This window comes from Methylotenera sp. (genome assembly GCF_030684185.1).
GTDB lineage: Bacteria > Pseudomonadota > Gammaproteobacteria > Burkholderiales > Methylophilaceae > Methylotenera.
Genome location: NZ_JAUXOY010000014.1, coordinates 403,921 through 425,707, shown reverse-complemented (window position 1 = coordinate 425,707; position 21,787 = coordinate 403,921). Strand labels below are relative to the sequence as shown.

The 21,787-nt window shown below is 43.2% G+C and carries 17 protein-coding genes and 2 tRNA genes; 16 read left to right on the top strand and 3 right to left on the bottom strand.

What is annotated here, in order from left to right:
* Positions 1-37 precede the first annotated feature (37 nt).
* The 13 genes from Q8J82_RS04740 (at position 38) to Q8J82_RS04680 (ending at position 14,320) form a co-directional block, all read left to right on the top strand.
* On the top strand, positions 38-1,834 hold the full coding sequence (locus tag Q8J82_RS04740) for a lipopolysaccharide assembly protein LapB (RefSeq protein WP_305327842.1): 1,797 nt from the start codon (positions 38-40) through the stop codon (positions 1,832-1,834).
* Positions 1,835-1,897: 63 nt separating this feature from the next.
* A complete protein-coding gene (gene lolB, locus Q8J82_RS04735; protein WP_305327841.1) occupies positions 1,898-2,503 on the top strand; it encodes a lipoprotein insertase outer membrane protein LolB in 606 nt (201 codons plus the stop codon).
* Between the two features lie 179 nt (positions 2,504-2,682).
* The gene (locus Q8J82_RS04730; RefSeq protein ID WP_305327840.1) at positions 2,683-3,969 is read left to right on the top strand and encodes a carbonic anhydrase; all 1,287 of its coding nucleotides are present in this window, start codon (positions 2,683-2,685) and stop codon (positions 3,967-3,969) included.
* Between the two features lie 84 nt (positions 3,970-4,053).
* Positions 4,054-4,941: a 4-(cytidine 5'-diphospho)-2-C-methyl-D-erythritol kinase gene (gene ispE / locus Q8J82_RS04725; RefSeq protein WP_305327839.1), complete on the top strand. Its 888-nt coding sequence runs from the start codon at positions 4,054-4,056 to the stop codon at positions 4,939-4,941.
* A gap of 18 nt (positions 4,942-4,959) precedes the next feature.
* Positions 4,960-5,036 (top strand) — tRNA-Gln (locus tag Q8J82_RS04720).
* 221 nt (positions 5,037-5,257) lie between these two features.
* Positions 5,258-6,211 (top strand): ribose-phosphate pyrophosphokinase, encoded by a 954-nt coding sequence (locus Q8J82_RS04715; RefSeq protein WP_304889939.1) that lies wholly within the window; start codon positions 5,258-5,260, stop codon positions 6,209-6,211.
* Between the two features lie 109 nt (positions 6,212-6,320).
* On the top strand, positions 6,321-6,935 hold the full coding sequence (locus Q8J82_RS04710) for a 50S ribosomal protein L25/general stress protein Ctc (protein ID WP_304889938.1): 615 nt from the start codon (positions 6,321-6,323) through the stop codon (positions 6,933-6,935).
* A gap of 68 nt (positions 6,936-7,003) precedes the next feature.
* Positions 7,004-7,579, top strand: coding sequence for an aminoacyl-tRNA hydrolase (gene pth / locus Q8J82_RS04705; RefSeq protein ID WP_305327838.1), 576 nt, complete (start codon positions 7,004-7,006; stop codon positions 7,577-7,579).
* Between the two features lie 148 nt (positions 7,580-7,727).
* A complete protein-coding gene (ychF, locus tag Q8J82_RS04700) occupies positions 7,728-8,813 on the top strand; it encodes a redox-regulated ATPase YchF (protein ID WP_305327837.1) in 1,086 nt (361 codons plus the stop codon).
* Between the two features lie 118 nt (positions 8,814-8,931).
* Positions 8,932-9,008: transfer RNA gene (locus Q8J82_RS04695), tRNA-Met, on the top strand.
* 110 nt (positions 9,009-9,118) lie between these two features.
* Positions 9,119-13,009, top strand: coding sequence for a type ISP restriction/modification enzyme (locus Q8J82_RS04690; protein WP_305327836.1), 3,891 nt, complete (start codon positions 9,119-9,121; stop codon positions 13,007-13,009).
* A 149-nt stretch (positions 13,010-13,158) separates the two neighbouring features.
* Entirely contained in the window at positions 13,159-13,485 is a 327-nt protein-coding gene (locus tag Q8J82_RS04685) for an EF-hand domain-containing protein (protein ID WP_304909344.1), read from the top strand.
* Between the two features lie 142 nt (positions 13,486-13,627).
* Positions 13,628-14,320 carry an SDR family oxidoreductase gene (locus Q8J82_RS04680; protein WP_304909345.1) on the top strand — a complete coding sequence of 231 codons (693 nt, stop codon included), beginning with the start codon at positions 13,628-13,630 and terminating at the stop codon, positions 14,318-14,320.
* A 21-nt stretch (positions 14,321-14,341) separates the two neighbouring features.
* Here the strand turns inward: Q8J82_RS04680 and Q8J82_RS04675 are convergent, their stop codons facing one another.
* Positions 14,342-15,472: a GNAT family N-acetyltransferase gene (locus Q8J82_RS04675; RefSeq protein WP_304909346.1), complete on the bottom strand. Its 1,131-nt coding sequence runs from the start codon at positions 15,470-15,472 to the stop codon at positions 14,342-14,344.
* Positions 15,473-15,750: 278 nt separating this feature from the next.
* Entirely contained in the window at positions 15,751-16,299 is a 549-nt protein-coding gene (locus tag Q8J82_RS04670) for an EF-hand domain-containing protein (protein ID WP_304909347.1), read from the bottom strand.
* A gap of 446 nt (positions 16,300-16,745) precedes the next feature.
* On the opposite strand from Q8J82_RS04670, the gene ompR reads away from it, so the two are divergent.
* Both ompR and Q8J82_RS04660 read left to right on the top strand, forming a co-directional pair.
* Positions 16,746-17,471 (top strand): two-component system response regulator OmpR, encoded by a 726-nt coding sequence (gene ompR / locus Q8J82_RS04665; RefSeq protein WP_304909348.1) that lies wholly within the window; start codon positions 16,746-16,748, stop codon positions 17,469-17,471.
* Positions 17,472-17,589: 118 nt separating this feature from the next.
* Entirely contained in the window at positions 17,590-18,861 is a 1,272-nt protein-coding gene (locus Q8J82_RS04660; protein ID WP_304909424.1) for an ATP-binding protein, read from the top strand.
* Positions 18,862-18,879: 18 nt separating this feature from the next.
* Here Q8J82_RS04660 and cysG read toward each other — a convergent pair whose 3' ends face one another.
* Complete coding sequence (gene cysG / locus Q8J82_RS04655; RefSeq protein WP_305327964.1) at positions 18,880-20,280, bottom strand: siroheme synthase CysG; 1,401 nt, start codon at positions 20,278-20,280, stop codon at positions 18,880-18,882.
* 111 nt (positions 20,281-20,391) lie between these two features.
* Here cysG and miaB point away from each other — a divergent pair, with 111 nt between their 5' ends.
* Complete coding sequence (gene miaB, locus Q8J82_RS04650; RefSeq protein ID WP_305327835.1) at positions 20,392-21,783, top strand: tRNA (N6-isopentenyl adenosine(37)-C2)-methylthiotransferase MiaB; 1,392 nt, start codon at positions 20,392-20,394, stop codon at positions 21,781-21,783.
* Positions 21,784-21,787 lie beyond the last annotated feature (4 nt).

Below are 21,787 nucleotides of genomic sequence, written 5' to 3'. Positions count from 1 at the left end.
GAATTTCTAACTATACAACTAACAAGTAAAAAAACTTATGCGCCCAATGCCTCAACGATTACGAACCAATGTCAAAGTTAAAAATTCATTATTCAGTTACACACCGTTTCGCAATACATCACTCATTAGCGCTTGCTTGCTGGCAAGTGCTTTAAGTTTGAGTAGCTGCGCAGCCGTTACTGGCGCGAATGCCACCGGCAAGACTAGCACCTCATCCCAGAAATCGTCAGGTCAACTTAACTCAGAAGCTGATTTTGTTTACAAGTATCTAGCCGCTGAAGTAGCCGGGCAACGTGGAGAACTAGCGACATCAAGCGCAATATTTTATGACCTGGCAAATACGACAAAAGACGCAAGTTTAGCCGAACGCGCTGCAAAGGTTGCTGCATACGGCAATGTACCCAGCTTGACGATTCCTGCCATTAAACTTTGGTCAGAACTTGACCCCAACTCGACCGAAGCGCAGCAAGCGATGACAGAGGTGTTGATTGCTTCAGGGAGGCTGAATGAGGCCAAGCCACATTTAGAAAAACTATTTGTGAAAGAAGAAACACGTGCTGGCGGCTTTTTATATTTAAACAACCTGCTAAACAAAAGCGCAGACAAAGCAGGCGTATTAAGACTAGTGCAGTCACTTGCAGAACCCTACCCACAGCTGGCAGAAGCGCAATTTGCGATTGCCCAGTCAGCTATGGCAGCCAAACAGAATAAAGTTGCCATGAACGCGCTTAATAAAGCTGAAGCGCTCAAACCTGGCTGGAGCGTTGCTGCCCTGTTAAAAGGACAGGTATTGTTTGAGGAATCACCTAAAGCGGCTATCGATTTTTATCGGGAATTTCTCAATCAACATCCTGAAGCCAATGAGATACGGCTAAATTTGGCTAGGTTATTAGTCAACCAAAAGCAATATGCCGCAGCAAAAAGTGAATTTCCGCTCATACTTCAATACGCCAAAGATGGCGCTGACAAAAATAGCGCTGAAGTCAGTGCCGTAGTTGGCTTGCTATCATTTCAATCCGCCGATTACGCGGCGGCAGAAAGTTATTTTCAGCAAGCACTGACAATGGGCTTTAAAGATGCCGATCAAATATATATTTATCTTGCCCAATCTGCCGAAAAACAAAATCATAACGACGTAGCAACAACTTGGTATAACAAAGTCCAGCCTGGCCAACATCAGCTTGAAGCAAAAATCAGTTTAGCTAATCTAATTGCACGCACACAATCTGCTGATAAAGCGATTGAACTATTAGATGCCGTTGATGACTTGACTACTCCGCAGCAGATTATCGTCATTCAAACGCAAGCCTCTATATTGGCTAAAGCCAAGCGCGACAAAGAAGCGTTTGACCTGCTGGACAAAGCAGTCAAAAACTTACCCAACACACCGGAATTAGTCTACGACTACGCACTTGCAGCGGAACGTATACAAAAACTAGACCTTATGGAAGCTGAATTGCGCAGAACAATCGCGGCTAACCCAAACTTTGCAGCTGCCTACAACGCACTTGGCTACTCATTTGCTGACCGTAATATCAAGCTCAATGAAGCAATTCAGCTGATAGAAAAAGCATTATCCCTAAGCCCGAATGACCATTACATGCTAGACAGCTTAGGGTGGGCGCATTATCGAAAAGGCAATTTAGATAAAGCGATTAAATATTTACAGCAAGCCTACAAGACTAATCCAGACCCTGAAATTGCCGCGCATTTGGGTGAAGTGCTATGGCAAAAAGGTAAACATGATGAAGCTAAAAAAATATGGGGCGATGCTCTGATTGCCGACCCTGCAAATGAAGTACTAATCAAAACTACAAACAAATTCAAATCATAAGTACATTTAATTAAGTACCTCATAATTTAGCACATGGATACTTTACGATTTGATATGCAAATAATGCGTTTATTTTTTATATTATGCCTCGTTGCCGCCATTCAAGGCTGCGTTTCGGCACCTAAACCAGTAACGGGCACCAATGCAGCTTCGCAAAGGCTTTATGAACAGCATCAGGAAACCATAAAAGCGATTGAACAGTTCTCGTTAAAAGGACGAATAGGCGTACAAGCTGACGGCAAAGGCTTTTCCGGTAGCTTGGATTGGCAGCATAACAATGCAAACGATGAAATTGCACTCTATTCCCCTTTAGGCAGCCAAGTAGCCAGCATAAAAAAAACGGTAGATAAAGTCACTTTGGAAGACGCTAAAGGTAATAGCATTTCAGCGACTGATACTGAAACACTCACACAAAAAGCACTCGGCTGGCAATTGCCATTATCGGGCCTTGCTGATTGGTCACTGGGCCGTCCGACCAACAGCGCCATTCAAGCTATTACCTGGAATGAACAAGGTTACCTAAGCTCATTAAAACAAGATGACTGGGAGATTGAGTACCAAAACTATGCAGATCAAAATGGTCATATTTTGCCCAGTAAAATTGTGCTTAGACGCGAAAAAGTAAACCTAAAACTGCTGATAGAAAATTGGGCGGATATAGCAAACTAATGCTTAATTAAAACCATTCCTTACTCAACACCCTCCGTAAGACTACTGCCAATTCCATACCTAAAAAATTATTCTAACCTAAGAATTAGGGGCTAATTCCACCACTACTTCACCATTAAAACCCGTTACTCTGTAAGCATAATTTAGGCTAACTAAAAATTGTTATAGGTTCGGGTGTAATGAAAAAAGTAATCTCATTATTGTTTTATTTTTCTTTAATCGGCAACAGCCATGCTGCGGTATGGGTAAAACTGCTTGACAACAACACTACAAAAATAACACTTGATAAGCAATCAATCTTGCAAAAAGATAACCTGAAAAGAGCATGGGTAAAAATAGAATACAAAACCCCGCAAAAAAATCCAGAAACAGTCGATACTCAATACAATTCAGCAAAATTATTATGGCATTTTGATTGTGCTTCACAAAAGTCTGCCACATCACAGGTATTTCAATACTTAAATAATGAACTTGTATATTCAGTTGGTATTGATGCGAAAAGTGCCGAATTCATTGAACCCGTGCCTGAGACAGATGTGGATATTGCCATGCGCTATGTTTGCAAAACAGACAAACCAATAACGCCAGCAGAATCAAAACCGGTAGTCATAAAACCCGCTATAGAGAAAGAAAAACCAGCCCCTGCCAAACCAGAAGCTGCAAATGCAGCTACGCCCGAAGCCAAAGCAGAAGAAAAAACAGCATCACCTGCGGTTAAATTACCTGCCGCAAAGCCTGTGTCAGCCAAAGTGAGCAATGCAAGCAAACCTGGCAACGGCAAAGGTCGCGAGCATAAACCACACTGGACGTATGCCGGCAAAGATGGGCCAGCAAGCTGGGGCAAACTGAGTCCTGAATTTGTTACTTGTGATGTAGGCCGCAATCAATCTCCAATCAATATTGAAGAAACAGCCCGCGCCTCTTTAAAACCTTTAAAGGCCATACAAAAATTTGCTGCAAAAGACATTGTCAATAACGGCCATACGGTGCAAATCAATTTTAAAGAAGGCAACATGTTGGCATTAGATAATGCAGCCTTTCAAATGAAACAGGTTCATTTTCATTCGCCAAGTGAAAATACCATACGCGGGAAATCCTTTCCCCTAGAAGCACACTTCGTACATGCTGATTCCAAAGGCAATCTTGCTGTGATTGGCGTAATGTATACAGAAGGTAAAGCCAATGCTGCGTTGGCAAAACTATGGGAGCAACTGCCGAATGAAGCGGGTGAGCCCATTGAACTCAAAAACCGGGTAATTCCCAGCGATTTAATTCCAGAAAACCGAGGGTATTATCGATTTAGCGGTTCGCTCACCACCCCGCCCTGTAGTGAAGGTGTACGGTGGCTATTAATAAAAACCCCATTAACTGCATCCAAAGAGCAGATAGAAGCCTTTAAACGCGCAGTTAATCACGATAACAACCGCCCGGTTCAACCGCTTAATGGTCGACTGATTGTAGAATAGTTTTTTTGACGGAATTTATAACGCACTCGCCATATAAATTAATTTAGGTAATTACCGCATGGCTACATGCGCTAAAATAGCACTATGCAAGACTTTCAACCTTATTTAGCGCCTGCAAAAATCAATCTGTTTTTACACATTACAGGCCAGCGAGCTGATGGCTACCATCTATTACAAACGGTTTTTCGTTTGCTTGACTTATACGACACCATTTATCTGAAACCCAACGAAAATGGCACAGTAAAACGTGTCAATGACGTTGCAGGCGTTCCAGAAGCGCAAGATTTATGCGTTCGCGCAGCAACACTTTTACAGCAACATACGCAATGCCCGCTTGGTGTAGATATTTTTCTTGAAAAAAAAATACCCATGGGCGGCGGCTTAGGCGGCGGCAGTTCAGATGCCGCAACCGTACTATTAGCTTTAAATCGCTTATGGAAACTCAACCTAAGCCGCACAGAACTCATGTCGCTCGGCTTGAAGTTAGGCGCCGATGTTCCCTTCTTTATCTACGGAAAAAACGCCTGGGCTGAAGGCGTAGGCGAGCAACTGCAAGCTGTTAACTTGCAAGATGCCTACTATGTGGTATTAAATCCCAATGTAAATGTATCAACTGCGCAAATATTTGCCAATAAGCAATTGACAAAAAACGCGATTCCTAAGACAATGTCGGACTTTTCTGAGGTGGCTAATTCAGGCATGCATAATTTAGGTGCTGAATTTACAAACCACCTTGAAAAAATAGTCTGCAGTGAATATCCCGCTGTCTTAGATTGCTTAACCTGGTTGAATCAATTTGGGCTTAATCAATCTAGCGATGCGCGAATGAGCGGCTCTGGTGCTTCGGTTTTTTTAGAAGTGGCAAGCGAGAAAATTGCAACAGAAATATGCAATCAAAAACCTAAAGGTATACAGGGATTTGTTGCAAAAGGGTTGAATCAGCACCCCTTAATAGACTTTGCGTCTGATTAAATAGTCTGATTAAAATATTGGGGAGTCGCCAAGTTGGTTAAGGCACTGGGTTTTGATCCCAGCATCCGAAGGTTCGAGTCCTTCCTCCTCAGCCAAAATTTAGCATGCAGATGAAAAGTCTGTGTGAATTCTGTATGAATTTAAAGTGCAGGCAAACAGCCTGCATAAATTGAAATAGCAAGCGTGTAGATTATATGATTTACGCGCTTTTATTTTTTGCATGTTTACTTTGCATGTTTAGATTGATAAGTTTTATTTTTGTAAGTTTTTAGTTTATCGCTGGCGTAAGTGAATACCCAACACGATAGGAAATTAGATGGCGTCTAACAGCAACTTGATGGTCTTTACTGGCACGGCCAACCCGGTGCTTGCACAAGAAGTAGCTACGCACCTAGGTATTGAACTAGGCCGCGCGCATGTTGGCACGTTTAGCGATGGTGAAACAACAGTTGAGTTGCTAGAAAATGTACGTGGTCGCGATGTATTCGTTTTGCAATCCACCAGCCATCCGACTAATGACAGCTTGATGGAAGTCATGGTCATGGTTGATGCGCTTCGCCGCTCTTCTGCAGGCCGTATTACTGCCGCAATCCCCTACTTTGGTTATTCCAGACAAGATCGCCGTCCACGCTCCGCGCGTGTTGCCATTACCGCTAAAGTAGTAGCGAACATGCTTACAGGCGTTGGCGTTAATCGCTTGCTGACGATGGATTTGCACTCAGACCAAATTCAAGGTTTCTTTGATATTCCTGTAGATAATATTTACGCAACACCGATTTTGCTGGCTGATTTGTTAAAGCAAAATCATGATAATTTAATGGTTGTTTCACCTGATGTTGGCGGTGTTGTGCGTGCTCGCGCAGCTGCAAAACAATTAAACGCTGATTTAGCCATTATCGACAAACGTCGCCCAAAACCAAACGTCGCCAAAGTAATGAATATTATTGGTGACGTCGCCGGCCGTACCTGTGTAATTATGGATGACATGGTCGATACCGCAAATACACTATGCGAAGCGGCGGCTGCATTAAAGAAACACGGTGCCAAAAAAGTCATTGCCTATGCTACACACCCAGTATTGTCTGGTGGCGCGGCAGAGCGTATTATGAATTCTGAATTAGATGAATTAGTAGTTACCAACACTATTGCGCTTGATACTGCATCAGCCAACTGTAAAAAAATTCGCCAATTAAGTGCTGCCACATTATTGGCAGAAACCATACGCAGAATTAGCCGTGAAGACTCTGTTTCTTCACTATTCATGGATTAGTCATTTATAAGTTTTAACCCTGCATACTGGTCGCGGTATGCAGTCTTTGTGAAGTAAGGCCCTCAAAAGCCATGTAGTAAATTTAAGTTTTAAATTTAGGAGTAGTAAAATGTCTATCGAAATTAATGCAGTAAAGCGTGATGTAAAAGGTACGGGTGCGAGCCGCCGTCTTCGTCGCGCAGGCACCGTTCCAGGTGTAGTGTATGGTGGTGGTAAAGAAGCCGTAACACTTGAAATTAACGCTAAAGAGTTATTCTTAGAATTTCGCCATGAAGCCTTCCACGCTTCAGTGCTTAACCTCAATCTAGATGGTAAAAAAGAAAGCGTATTGCTACGTGACTTTCAAATGCATCCAGTACGCAACACCATTCAACACATTGATTTTCAACGTGTAAGTGCTACTGAAAAAATCCACGTTAAAGTGCCGTTCCACTTTATCAATGCTGAAATTGCTCCAGGTGTAAAACTTGGTGGCGGTATTGTGGCGCACATCCTGACTGAAGCAGACGTAAGCTGCCTGGCTAAAGATTTGCCAGAGTTCATTGAAGTAGATGTAGCCAAACTTGAAATTGGCCACTCAGTCCACTTGTCAGAAATCAAACTACCAAAAGGTGTTGAATTTGTACAATTGGCTCACGGTGATGATTCTGCAGTAGCCTCTATCGCTAAAACACGCGGTGGTGTTTCAGCTGCCGCAGATGCTTCTGAAACTCCAGAAGCTTAAGTTTTAAGCATGCTAAACAGCGCGCACTTTAATATGAAGTGCGCGTTTTTTATTGGTACTACGCAACTATGAGTGGAATTAAACTTTTTGTAGGTTTAGGCAACCCTGGCGATAAATACGCCGCCACACGCCACAATGCAGGATTTTGGTGGGTAGATCAGCTCGCTGTACAAACCAATAGTAAGCTATCGTTAGACGCTAAGTTTTTTGGCATTGCCGGAAAATTAAACGTTGCAACCGACACCTGGTTACTCAAGCCTACAACCTTTATGAATGCCAGCGGCAAAGCGGTTGCTGCATTGGCTAATTATTACAAAATTTTGCCCGCACAGATTTTAGTCATTCATGATGAGCTGGATTTACAGCCGAGTACGGCTAAACTCAAAAAAGGTGGCGGAAACGGCGGACATAATGGCCTAAAAGATATATCCGCCGCGCTTGGCACTCAAGATTTTTGGCGGTTACGATTAGGCATCGGTCACCCGGGTGACCGCAATGAAGTGGTTAACTTTGTACTAAAAGCCCCCACAAAAGATGAACAAACAGCCATCAATCAATGTGTTGATGAAAGCATGCAAATACTGCCGCAGCTATTAAGCGGTGACTTTGAAAATGCAATGTTAAAATTGCATACTAGAAAATAATGTAAGTTATCCACTGTAACTCCATTCAGATTTCACGCAAGGTCAAGGCGTTGAGGTTTGAGGTGACGAGACAGTTCAAACAGTACGGTGAAGTTGCCGAAAAATGAAAACAACGCAGAGATTGCGTGAAATATGATTGGAATTTAAGATGAAATGCGGAATTGTTGGTCTACCAAACGTTGGAAAATCCACCCTATTCAATGCCATTACCAAAGCAGGTATTGCAGCTGAAAACTATCCATTCTGCACCATTGAGCCTAACGTAGGCATCGTAGAAGTGCCAGACGCACGCATACAAGCGTTGATAGACATTGTAAAACCGCAAAAAGTACAACCCGCCATTGTTGAAATGGTCGACATTGCCGGCTTAGTGGCTGGCGCTTCAAAAGGTGAAGGATTAGGCAATAAATTTTTAGCCAACATCCGCGAAACAGACGCTATTGCCCATGTAGTGCGCTGCTTTGAAGACAGCAATGTGATTCATGTTTCAAACAAAATTGACCCGCTGTCTGATATTGAAGTCATTAACACCGAACTCGCACTCGCCGACATGGAAACAGTAGAAAAAACCATGCAGCGCGAAGGAAAAAAAGCAAAAAGTGGCGATAAAGACGCTATTGCGCTTATGGCAGTGTTAGACAAAGTTTTACCCTGTTTAAACGAAGCTAAAGCTGTGCGCACACTAGGCTTAGATTCTGATGAGCTGCAACTCATCAAACCGCTATGCCTCATTACCGTAAAACCAGTGATGTATTTAGCCAACGTAGATGAAACTGGCTTTGAAAATAACCCGCTGTTAGACAAAGTTATAGCCCTTGGCAAAGCCGAAAATGCACCCGTAGTATGCATTTGCGCAAAAATTGAATCTGAAATCTCCGAACTTGAAGACGAAGACAAAGCCTTATTTTTAGCAGAACTAGGCCAAGATGAACCAGGCTTAAACCGCGTCATTCGCGCCGCTTATGATTTACTTGGCTTGCAAACCTACTTCACCGCTGGCGTGCAAGAAGTACGTGCCTGGACAGTGAAAAAAGGCGCCACCGCACCGCAAGCCGCAGGCGTAATTCACACAGACTTTGAACGCGGCTTTATTCGCGCAGAAGTGATTCAATACGATGAATACGTTAAAAACAAAGGCGAGCAAGGCAGCAAAGAAGCAGGGAAAATGCGCCTGGAAGGCAAAGAATACATTGTGCAAGATGGCGATGTGATGCATTTTAGGTTCAATGTGTAGGCTTATAAAATATAGTCTATAAAACGCAAACTAATTTTGACAATCGGCGCCTAAAACACTAAAATTGCGCCCTTGCTGAAATTTCAGGAATTAAAGGTTTCAGTAAACCAGTTTATAAGGTGATGTAGCTCAGCTGGTTAGAGCACAGGATTCATAATCCTGGGGTCGAGGGTTCAAGTCCCTCTTTCACCACCACTTAAAAAGCCACTTCTACGGAAGTGGCTTTTTTTCGTCTAAATCAGGTAAACTCGATAAAAATCTTAGCTAAACTCCAAAAAATAATAAGCGCACCTGATAAAAATTCTATGAACATTCAACAATACATTGACAATGTAAGCTCTCTATTTAATGCGGGAAACAGCACCGAACATAGCTATCGTGGTGACTTGCAGCAACTACTTACCAGCTTGCTAAAAGATGTGGCAGTTACCAACGAACCCAAGCGCATTGAGTGTGGCGCACCTGATTACATCCTAACCTGTAAAGACATCCCTATCGGCTATATTGAAGCCAAAGACGTGGGCGTTAAGCTGGGTGATAAAGCACACAAAGAGCAGTTTGACCGTTATAAAGCCGCGCTGAATAATCTGATTATTACCGACTATTTGGAGTTTCATTTCTATAAAAATGGTGTGCTAGTGGAGAGTGTTTCAATCGCCACTATTGGCGCTGGTAAAGACGGCGGCAAAATCTACGCCAAGCCTGATAGCTTTGACCGCTTTACTGCACTCATTGAAAACTTTGCATCGACCATTACCCAAACGATTAAATCGCCCACCACACTGGCGCAAATGATGGCGGCTAAAGCCAAACTCATGGCACAGGTGATTAAATCCGCTTTAGATGAAGATGATAAAAGCCAAAAAGAGCAAGCGCAAAACACCACCGACCTGCAAGGGCAAATGGCGGCATTTAAAAGCATTTTAATTCACGACATCAATAACACCAGCTTCGCTGACATTTACGCGCAAACCATCGCTTATGGCTTGTTTGCAGCACGTTATCACGACCCTACGCTAAAAACATTCTCACGACAGGAAGCCGCAACCCTCATACCGCAAAGCAATCCATTTTTGCGCAAGCTGTTCCAGTACATTGCAGGCTATGAGTTAGATAACCGCCTGACTTGGCTCGTAGATGAACTGGTGCTGATATTCCTAGCGACTGATGTTGCTAGCGTGATGCACAACTTTGGCAAAAGTACACGGCAGCACGACCCGATTATTCACTTCTATGAAACATTTTTAGCCGAGTACGACCCAAAACTGCGTAAATCTCGCGGTGTTTGGTACACGCCTGAACCTGTAGTGAGCTTTATTGTGCGGGCAGTGGATGACATACTCAAAACCCACTTTAAGCTGCCACAAGGCTTGGCTGACACCAGCAAAACCAAAGTAACCATAGAAGCGATTGAAGGTGGCAGCAAAGGCAAGCTGGTTAAAAGAGAGCATGAATTACACCGCGTTCAGATACTAGACCCAGCAACGGGCACAGGAACATTCTTGGCACAAACCATCCGCCACATTTACGACAGCCAGTTTGCAAAAATGCAGGGTGCATGGTCAGGCTACGTTAAGGAGCATTTGATACCCCGCCTGAATGGCTTTGAGCTACTGATGACCAGCTATGCAATGGCGCATCTCAAACTGGATATGCTGCTGACTGAAACAGGTGCTTACGCAACTACCCCGTCACTACGTGCCACCCTTTCTAAAGAAGGGGAATTAAAAACAACATCAGAGCGTTTACGCATTTACCTCACTAACAGCCTTGAAGAGCATGATGCTGATACTGGTACTTTGTTTGCCAGCTGGCTAAGCACAGAAGCTAATGAGGCAAATCACATTAAGCGCGATGCGCCTGTGATGGTGGTGATGGGTAACCCGCCTTATTCTGTGAGTAGCAGCAATAAAAGTGACTGGATACAAAACCTGCTGGTGGATTACAAAAAAGACTTGAATGAGCGCAACATTCAACCACTGTCAGACGATTACATTAAATTTATTCGCTTCGGGCAGCACTTTGTTGATAAAAACGGTGAAGGCATATTGGCGTATATCAGCAATAACAGCTTTATTGATGGCTTGATACACCGCCAAATGCGTAAAAGCCTGCTGGAAAGTTTTGATGAAATTTACATCTTAGACTTACATGGCAATTCGAAAAAGCAAGAAACTGCGCCTGATGGCAGCAAAGATGAAAACGTGTTTGACATCATGCAGGGAGTGAGCATTAACATCTTTGTTAAAACGGGGACATCTTCTAAAAGCACTACCCCGTCTAAGCTTCGCTCATCCACCCCTTCTAACAAAGGGGAATTAAAACCAGCTGAATTGATTCCCCTTCGTAACGAAGGGGTGGCACACAGTGACGGGGTAGTGCCTTTAAAGGAGGTGCCAGTTAAACCACTGGCTAAAGTATTCCACCACAGCTTATATGGCAAGCGTGAAACTAAATATGGCGCGTTAAATGAAGGGGCGATGGCTACTTTTCCGTGGCAAGAATTAGAAGTAAAAGCGCCTGAATACTTTTTTACTGTGAAAGATTTTGATGCAGCATTGGTGTATGAAAAAGGCTTTAAAGTAAATGAGTTGTTTTCGTTATACAACTCAGGCTTATCAACAGAGTTTGATGAGCTTGCAATTAAAACTACTAAGAGTGAAGCCAGTACTTTACTGAATGATTTATTAATGCTTGAGCAAAGCGATATATCAAAAAAATATACAATTGAAGCTAGCAAGCTTGAGAAGCTGCAAAGAGCAATTTCGGATGTAAAGAAAAACAGTCCTCGCATAGTTAAAATAAATTTTAGACCATTCGATTTTGTATATTCTATTTATACTGGAAAAAGTAATGGAGTTATGGGTAGACCTCGAAATGAGGTTATGCAACATTTACTAGACAAAGAGAATATAGGCTTTATTTTTAAACGTGGGTTCGATGAAAACGCACCCCCATGCTTTATTTCAAAGACAATTATAGATAGAAGAGCTTGGTCGAGACCAGGAATGCAAGGTGCAGAATCAATAGCACCACTCTATGTTTTCCCTGATGCCACTGATTTATTAGCTGAAACCACCCGCACACCAAATCTAAATATGCAGATTGTTGATGCCATTGCCCAAGGTTTAGGGTTAACATTTACTACAGAAAAACAAGCAACTACCCCGTCTTTGCTTCGCAAATCCACCCCTTCCACGGAAGGGGAATTAAAACCAGCTGAATTGATTCCCCTTCGGAACGAAGGGGTGGCACGAAGTGACGGGGTAGTGCCTTTAGAAGGGGTGGTAAGTAGTGATGGGGCAGTTACAACAAAGATTAAACTCAACGACCTACCTTATAACCCAGCCCTAAAAGATAAAGCGCGAGAACTACGAATAGCCGGAAATTTAAGTGAAGTTTTATTCTGGAATGCAGTAAAAAACAAACAACTAAATAGTTTAGATTTTGATAGGCAGCGCATCATTGGTAATTATATTGTTGATTTTTATTGCCATGAATATGCATTGGTAATTGAGATTGATGGAAGTTCGCATGATGAGAAAGCTGATTATGACGCTAAACGAGATGCTTATTTGAAAGCGCTTGGTTTGAATGTTTTGCATGTGCAAGATATTGAAGTTAAAAAGAATTTGTCAGGTGTGATTGAGTTGGTGAAACAGAATACAACTACCCCGTCACTTCGTGCCACCCCTTCTGTAGAAGGGAAATTAAAGACTTTCGCACCCATTGATTTGCTAGATTACATTTATGCCGTACTGCACAGCCCAAGCTACCGTGAAACCTACAAAGAGTTTCTTAAAATTGATTTTCCACGCGTGCCATACCCAAGTGATGCAACACAATTCTGGCAACTGGTAGCATTAGGCGGTGAATTGCGACAATTGCACTTGCTAGAAGGCGCTGCAATCAATCAACTGATTACCAGCTACCCTGAAAATGGCAACAACCTGGTAGATAAGCCTCGCTATGAAGATGGTAAGGTGTATATCAATGAAACTCAATATTTTGAAGGTGTGCCTAAATTAGCATGGGAATTTTATATCGGTGGCTACCAGCCCGCACAAAAATGGCTGAAAGACCGTAAAGGTCGTACATTAGGCTATGAGGATATTCTGCACTATCAAAAAATCATCAAAGCGATGGTTGAAACTGATAGGCTGATGCAGGCGGTTGATAAAATTAGCGTCATTTAAAATGAACGTTTGGTGATACTGCTGAATCAAAGCTATGTATTGAATGTGCATGGTTTACATTAGCCAGCGCATTTAAGATGAGCGTCTGCACAAAAAGCACTGCGACTTTATCACGCATGTAGTTCTTTTTTATTATTTAAGGAGTTTCAATGAAAATTATTCAAACAATAGCAATGGCAGCTTTGGCATTAGGCATTTCTCAAATGGCTTATGCTGATCATCATGGGGCAGATGGAATGGTTTGCAACCATAAACATGGCATGCAGAATGCTGATGCTAACAAAGATGGTGTGATTAGCCGTGATGAATTTACGACCGCGCACCAGAAAATGGCGGATGAAATGTTTACCAAAATGGATACTAGTAACGATGGCCAAATAGACCAAACCGAACAAAAAGCGCGTAAAGACAAAATGGGCAAAAATTGCAAAATGAAAGACCATAAAATGTCTGATATGAAAGAACAGGCCAAATAATTTTATGTTAGGTTAATCTATTAAGTTGTTAACCCAGATAATTTTTAGCTACTTTTAATCAAAAAGCCACATTTTAAAGCGTGGCTTTTTGATTTTTAAAGTGGATAATCTTAGTTAAGTTTAAAACATTCAGGATCTATGTATGGCTAATTATCAAGTATTGATTACAGGTGCCAACCGTGGCATTGGTTTAGAGTTTACTAAACAGTACGCACAAGATGGCTGGAATGTGATTGCCTGTTGCCGTGACCCGCAGTCTGCGGCGGCCTTGCAGGCGCTTGCAAATGCGCATGCAAATATTCGAATATTTAGCCTGGATTTGGCGGATTTTGCAAAAATTGACGCGCTGGCCTTGCAGTTAAAAAACGAAAGTATTGATGTGCTGATTAACAATGCGGGCGTGTACCCTGATAGCAGTTTAGGTGATGCGGATGAGAACGAATGGCTGGACGCGTTTAAAATCAACAGCATAGCACCGCTAAAAATGGCGAGTGCTTTTACCTCGCACATGGCTAAAGGTCAGCTTAAAAAAATTGCCACGCTTAGCAGCAAAATGGGCAGCGTGGACGACAACACCAGCGGCGGCAGTTATATTTATCGCAGCACTAAAACAGCGGTAAATATGGTGATGAAAAGCCTTTCGATTGACTTGAAGCCTTACGGTATTGCCGTGGTAACATTACACCCAGGCTGGGTGCAAACGGATATGGGCGGTAGTAATGCTTTGATTAACACGCAAACCAGTGTATCGGGTTTGCGCACTGTGATTGAAAAGCTAAACTTAAGCAATACAGGGAAATTTATTGCTTACGACGGTAAAGAGATTGCCTGGTAAAACTTAAACTCAATCAACCTGTTAAGTGTGTTGTACTTTAAAAGGCGCCCGCTCTTCCAGCTCATTGGTGTAGGCAGCGATGCCTTGCGATTCTTTAGCTACAAAGTCTTGTATCGCGTTGGCAAAATCAGGATGTGCAATTTTATGAAATGAACATGTTGGTCTGGGTTTAAAACCACGCGCCAGCTTATGTTCACCCTGCGCGCCGCCTTCAAAATACTGGATATTTTCAGTGATACAAAATTCCTGCGCCTGGTAATAGCAAAGCTCAAAGTGCAGGTTTGGCACATATTGCAAAGCACCCCAGTAACGGCCATATAAGGTGGTTTGATGATAAATATTCAAAGCACTGGCTATTGGCTTACCGTCCAGATATGCCAGTATCAGCAAAATATTCTGCGGCATACTTTGCCCAATCTGCTGAAAAAAAGCTGGCGTTAAATACGGTGTTGAGTGATGTTCAAGGTAAGTGTTTTCATAACAAGCATAGAAAAAACTCCACTGTTCAGGCGTAATATCCGCACCTTTAACGCGCAGACATTCCACGCCTGTCGCTGCAACTTTTTTACGTTCCTGATGAATCTTTTTACGTTTATCGTGGCTTAGAGTGCTTAAAAAATCTTCAAAATCTGTAAAGTTTTCATTTTGCCATCTAAATTGCACACCATGGCGTTGCAGCCAACCTGCTTGTTTTAATGCTGCCGCCGAATCATCTTCCGGAAATAACACATGAGCTGATGATAGCTGATGTTTGTGCATCGTTTCGCCCAAGGCATCTATCATCAATGCCTGAATTTTTGCATTATTGGCGATAAACCTTTGACTGGTAATGGGGGTAAATGGAATGGCCGAGAGTAATTTAGGATAATAATTAAAACCGCTACGCTGATAGGCGTCTGCCCAAGCCCAATCGAACACGTATTCACCGTAAGAATGGCTTTTAACATAGAGCGGCATGATGCCAGCCAACTGACCATCTTCATACACAATCATCGGGTAAGGCTGCCAGCCAGTGCCTTTACCAACCGAGCCTGAACGCTCTAGCGCGCTTAAAAAAGCATGGCTAAGTAATGGCATATCGCCCACTAAATCATCCCAGTTTTGCGCGTCGACTTGCTGGATGCTATCGGTAATTTCTAGAACCAAACTCATGAATGGCGACTCTTGGTGTTGATTGGCTAGCTTGATTGGCTAGCATTGATTGAAAAGTGCACGCAATGTGACTTAATGTTTTTTAAGCTACCTGCTGAGTTTATATGACAATGATTTGAACATCATCAACATAATAAGTTTAGATGCTTGTGAATTGACTGAATTTTACAAATTACTGAAAAATAATTTGTTGTGAAATGAATTGAATAAATACTGATGTGACTAGATTAAGCTGCAAACTTAAAGTACAAATTTAAATTGCAAGCTTAAAGCTTGTACTAAAAAGTACGTTTCTTTAAATTGTTTCCGACTGGCTTGCTATCAGGTTTTGTTATGCCTGCGGTTTGCGGCCTTTGTGCTTCAAGTGCGGCCTCTGCGGCTTGTAACTTTTGCGCCTGAAGTAAAGTTTCAGCGGTGCGCCTGCGTTCAAGAATTCTTGCTTGCGCTTCCACAAGTTCATCAAGTGAAATTACATTATCCTGGTTGATATCTATTTGACTAAAGAGTCTGGCCACTTGTGGCAATTTCTCAGTTGCTTCTTGCCTGTCTATCGTACCATCGCCATCATTATCGGCATCAAAAAAACGCGCTTCTATGCTTTCTTGCATGGCTCGACGGCGGTCTTCAATCTGCTGATGATCACGATCTACTGTTTTTGCAAATTCATCTAAGGCCTTGCGTAACTTTTCTCTATTTTCCGGACTGAAATTGAGTCTGAGCGTTTGCTGCATGCCCTGATTTGATAACTCATCATCGACTGCTGGTTTTGAGCTGTTATCAGCATTAATGAATGTCGCTCTGCCACCAGCATTTACGTTAAAAGCCATTCCAACACCTACGCACAAGGCAAGGCATGAGTGTTTGGCAATTAAAATATGTTTTGAACTGAGCTTGATCAATGCATTAACTTTTAACATGGTTTGATAAATAAAGACGCATTATCATGAAGTACGATTGTTAATCGATTGTTTCATTTACCGCTGAAATTGTAAATAATTGTAACGGAAGGTTAATTTTCCATTACCGGATAAATTCAGTTTTAAAATTAACTAAACTTAATCTTAATCTTAAGCTTTACAAAATTTACAGCATTAAATTTACACTGTCATTTTAAATTTAACGAAATTAGCATACACTTCATAAACAAGATAAATATTACATACTGTTGACAAAAATATCTGGCACTAAGTTTCAATATTTTCTAGATTAAACAGACAATATTAAATTTATTTCTTTATTATTAGCGACATTAAAAACCGAGCGGAATAAAACCATGGTTGATCAAAATAAAAAGATATTGGTAGTCGATGATGACATTCGTTTGCGTGAGTTATTACAACGCTACCTGACTGAACAAGGCTTCACCGTTAAAGTGGCGTCTGACGCTAAAGAGATGGATGCCATGCTGGCCAATGAACCCATTGATTTATTAGTGTTAGATTTAATGTTGCCCGGCGAAGATGGCTTATCAATATGCCGCAGAATTCGCGGCACAGGCACCATGTTGCCTATAGTCATGTTAACTGCGCGTGGCGATGAAGTAGATAGAATTATCGGCCTTGAAATGGGTGCCGATGACTACTTGCCTAAACCGTTTAACCCGCGCGAATTGTTGGCTCGTATTAATGCCGTCATGCGCAGGCACGAGCGCCTACAGCCCAGTGCGCCTTCCATTAACACCGACAATGTGACCATAGGTGACTTTGTATTTAATGCTTCTACACGCTCACTTAGCCGTGACGGCACATCTGTGACTATTACCAGTGGTGAATTTGCGCTACTTAAAGTGTTTGTGGACCATCCGCGCCAGCCGTTATCACGCGATAGACTCATGCAACTTGCGCGCGGGCGCGAGCTTGATGTGTTTGACCGCAGCATTGATGTGCAGGTATCACGATTGCGTAAACTGATAGAGCCCGACCCAGCGCACCCGCGCTATCTGCAAACCATGTGGGGCTTTGGTTATGTGTTTATTCCTGATGGTGAAACTGACCAGTAGAATTACTCAGCAAGATTATATTGACTCACCACCTTTCTTAATTAATTTATAGCCTTATTGATTTATAACCTTCAGCTTGAAATTTCAAATTTTACCTAAAACACTACTCGCAAGAGTGATGCTGCTGATTACCGTTTTGCTGGCAATCGGCCAGGTTGCCTCGCTGCAAATTTTTGAATATTTTGAACGCGAACCGCGCGCCGAAGCTACCGCCTTGCAAGCGGTCACTGTCGTCAATTACACGCGCGCTTCGCTTATCGCATCACAAGATAACCTTCGTTTAGCGCTATTGTCAGAACTGACTGGCAAAGAAGGAGTGCGCATTTATTATGCTGACTTTATGGAAGAAATTGAACCACTGCCAGCAGACCCGTTTATCAACATGGTGGCTGAAAAAATTCGTGAGCGACTGGGGGTAGAAACCATCATCACCGTCAATCATTATGGCGTTCAGGGTCTTTGGGTGAGTTTTAATATCGGTCAGGATGACTTTTGGGTGGTGATTCCAAAACTGCATGTTGAACGCCGCTTCCCCTGGCAATGGCTAGGCTGGGGGGCGTTAGTGCTCTTGCTATCATTAGCGGGCAGCTACTTTATTGCGGCCCGAATCAACCGCCCTTTGCAGTTATTGATGAATGCGGCCAATCGATTACGTAATGGCGAACCGCCCGAAAAGCTGCCTGAAGGTAGCTTTGCTGAACTGCGTGAAGTCAATGACACTTTTAACAAAATGGCAGACTCCTTAGCCGAGCTAGATGCCGAGCGTACGCTCATTTTGGCGGGCGTTTCGCATGACATTCGCACGCCATTGGCAAGATTACGCTTGTCGGTAGAAATGCTACCTGATGAAGGTTGCGGAAGTTTAAAAAATGGCATGGTGCAAGACATCGCGGACATGGATAATATCATTCATCAATTTTTAGATTTTGTGAAAGGGGTAGAAGGCGAACCCACACAAATGATTGACATTAATACACTGTTGCAAGCCATGCATGACAGACAACTCCGCGCAGGGCGGGACTTGGTAGTGCAGTTAGCGCCCACTTACGTGGTGCCCATTAAGCCGCTTGCCATGCAGCGCTTATTAGACAACCTGGTCGGCAACGCATATGCTTATGGGCGCGGCCAAGTACGTGTAGCCAGCAAAATCACCGCTGAAAATATCATTATCAGCGTGTTTGATAATGGGCCTGGTATTCCTGAAACGCATGTCGAAAAGCTATTACGCCCATTCGAGCGTTTAGACACTGCGCGTAGCAATGCAGGCGGTAGTGGATTGGGTTTGGCGATTGCAGACCGCATTGCCAAACTTCATCATGGCAAGCTAGAGTTAATCAACAGGCCTGAGGGTGGCTTAGAAGCACGATTGAGTTTGCCAATAAAGAACTAGTTTTTTGCAGCATTCTGTTTAGAGGTGACCTTTAGCGTTAGGCTCAAACCAATTTAATTTCTCACGCAACTGCACCACTTCACCAATAATCGTCAAACACGGCGCTTTCATTTCAGCAGCTGTCACCTTCTCAGCCAAATCAGATAAGGTTGCCGTTACAACCCGTTGCCGCTGCGTAGTGCCTTGCTGAATGACCGCCGCTGGCATATCAGGCGAAACGCCATGCGCAATCAATTGCTGGCATATTTGTGTCAAGCCTACTAAACCCATGTAAATCACCACCGTCTGGCGTGGGCGGGACATAGCTACCCAGTCTAAATCCAAGGTACCGTCTTTAAGGTGGCCCGTAATAAACAAACAAGCCTGCGCATAATCCCTATGTGTAAGCGGAATACCGGCATAGCTAGAAACACCATTGGCAGCGGTAATGCCAGGCACTACCTGAAACGGCACACCATGTTGCATTAAGGTTTCTATCTCTTCGCCACCGCGCCCAAAAATAAATGGATCACCACCCTTTAAGCGTAATACGCGTTTACCTTGCAGCGCTAATTTGGCTAATAGTTCGTTGATTTCTTCTTGGGGCAAAGTGTGCTGATCGCGCACTTTTCCCACGTATATCAAATCAGCATCACGACGTACTAGCTCCATCACTTCCGGGCTCACCAATTTATCATACACACAAACGTCGCATTGCTGCATCAAACGTAAGGCTCTAAACGTCAATAAATCCGGGTCTCCTGGGCCGCCACCCACCAAATAAACCTCACCCCTATTTTTAACTTCAGCCTTTTCTGACAACACATCATCTAAGGCCTTTCTTGCTGCCGCTTCCTGACCAGACAATATCCGCTCTATAATTGGCCCTTGCAAAACGCCTTCCCAAAAAATACGACGCTCTTGAGTTGTGGCAAACTTTGCTTTCACCTTATCTCTGAACTCACCCGCTATTGCCGCAATACGTCCATACCCCGTTGGCAGCATTGTCTCAATCTTGGTGCGAATGTATCGGGCAAGCACTGGCGCATTACCCTCGCTTGAAATCGCAATCACTATGGGCGATCTCTCAACAATAGATGCCATGGTAAACGTACACAAGCCTGGCGAATCCACGACATTCACGGGTATATTAAATGCCTGCGCATCACGCGAAACAGCAGCATTTGCCGCCGCGTCATCTGTAGCGGCAATTACCAAACAAGCGCCTTGCAACTGTGCAGTCGCATAGCTGGCTTGCATATATTGGATTTTTTGCGCTTCAGCCAGCGCCTGTAACTCATGGCAAATATTTGGCGAGATGACAAGCACGGCCGCATTGGCTTTTAATAGCATATTCACTTTACGTGAAGCAACATCGCCACCGCCAATGACAACGCATAGACGATTTGTAATTTTGATAAAAATGGGAAGTGCTTGCATTTGATTTTCGCCTGCCTGAATAACACCTATTTTACCTTGCACTGAGCAACTTTACGTGAAGCAAATGGCCAAATGCGCTAAAATTAACCTTTATAAATTTGCAGCCAACCCTTGAATCCTACTAAAGAAAAATCAACACCCGTTGTCACAAGCTCATCAGCCCCAAAAAAAGTATTTATTAAAACTTTTGGCTGCCAGATGAATGAGTACGACTCTTCACGCATGGCAGATATGCTAAGTGCGGCAAACGGCATGGTGGAAACGCTCACCCCTGAAGATGCTGATGTTATTTTACTCAACACCTGTTCAGTGCGTGAAAAAGCAGAAGATAAAGTATTTAGCCACCTTGGGCGTTTTATCCCACTAAAAAAAGCAAATCCTAATTTAGTGATTGGCGTGGGTGGCTGCGTAGCCAGCCAGGAAGGCGACAATATCATCAAGCGCGCACCTTATGTGGATGTGGTGTTTGGCCCGCAGACTTTGCATCGCCTGCCTGAAATGATTAAAAGCAGCCAAAGCAGCGGCCAATCCCAGGTAGATATTTCATTCCCTGAAATTGAAAAATTTGACCATTTACCACCACCACGGGTAGAAGGCGTCAGTGCATTTTTAAGCATTATGGAAGGCTGCAGTAAATATTGCAGCTTTTGCGTAGTACCATATACACGCGGTGAAGAAGTATCACGTCCGTTTGAAGCCATTTTGACCGAAGCTGCACAGCTTGCAGAGCAAGGCGTAAAAGAAATCACCTTACTTGGGCAAAACGTAAACGCCTACCGCGCCCAATATAACGGCCTGGAAGCAGATTTAGCCATGCTGATTGAATATGTCGCAGAAATCCCCCGGATTGAGCGTATCCGTTTTACCACTAGCCACCCAAATGAGATGAATCAGCGCCTGATTGATTGTTTCGCCAATATTCCAAAATTAGCGGTGCAATTACACTTACCTGTGCAGGCAGGTGCAGACCGCGTGCTAATGGCCATGAAGCGCAATTACACTGGCTTGCAATTTAAATCGACCATACGGAAATTACGTGCTGCTAACTCAAACCTCACATTTACTTCTGATTTTATTGTGGGCTTTCCGGGTGAAACCGAAGCTGAATTTGAAGCCACGGCAAAACTAATGCAAGACGTCGGGTTTGATTACAGCTTTAGCTTTTTATACAGCCCGCGACCTGGCACACCAGCCTCATACCTAAGTGACGAAACTTCGCAAGAAATTAAGCTGGCACGTTTAGCCAAATTACAAGCGCTTAACGAGACGCAAGGTAAGCAAATTAGCGAAGCGATGCTAGGCACTGTGCAACGCGTGCTGATTGAAAGCACATCGTGGAAAAATGCCAATGAACTGGCTGGTAAAACTGACAACAACCGCATTGTAGATATTGTTGGCGGCGCTGATTTAATTCATCAATTTGTAAATATACGCATTATCGATGTAAGTAATCCCAAGCGCTTACGCGGCGAAATTATCACTGGATCATTAATAGATAGCTGATAGA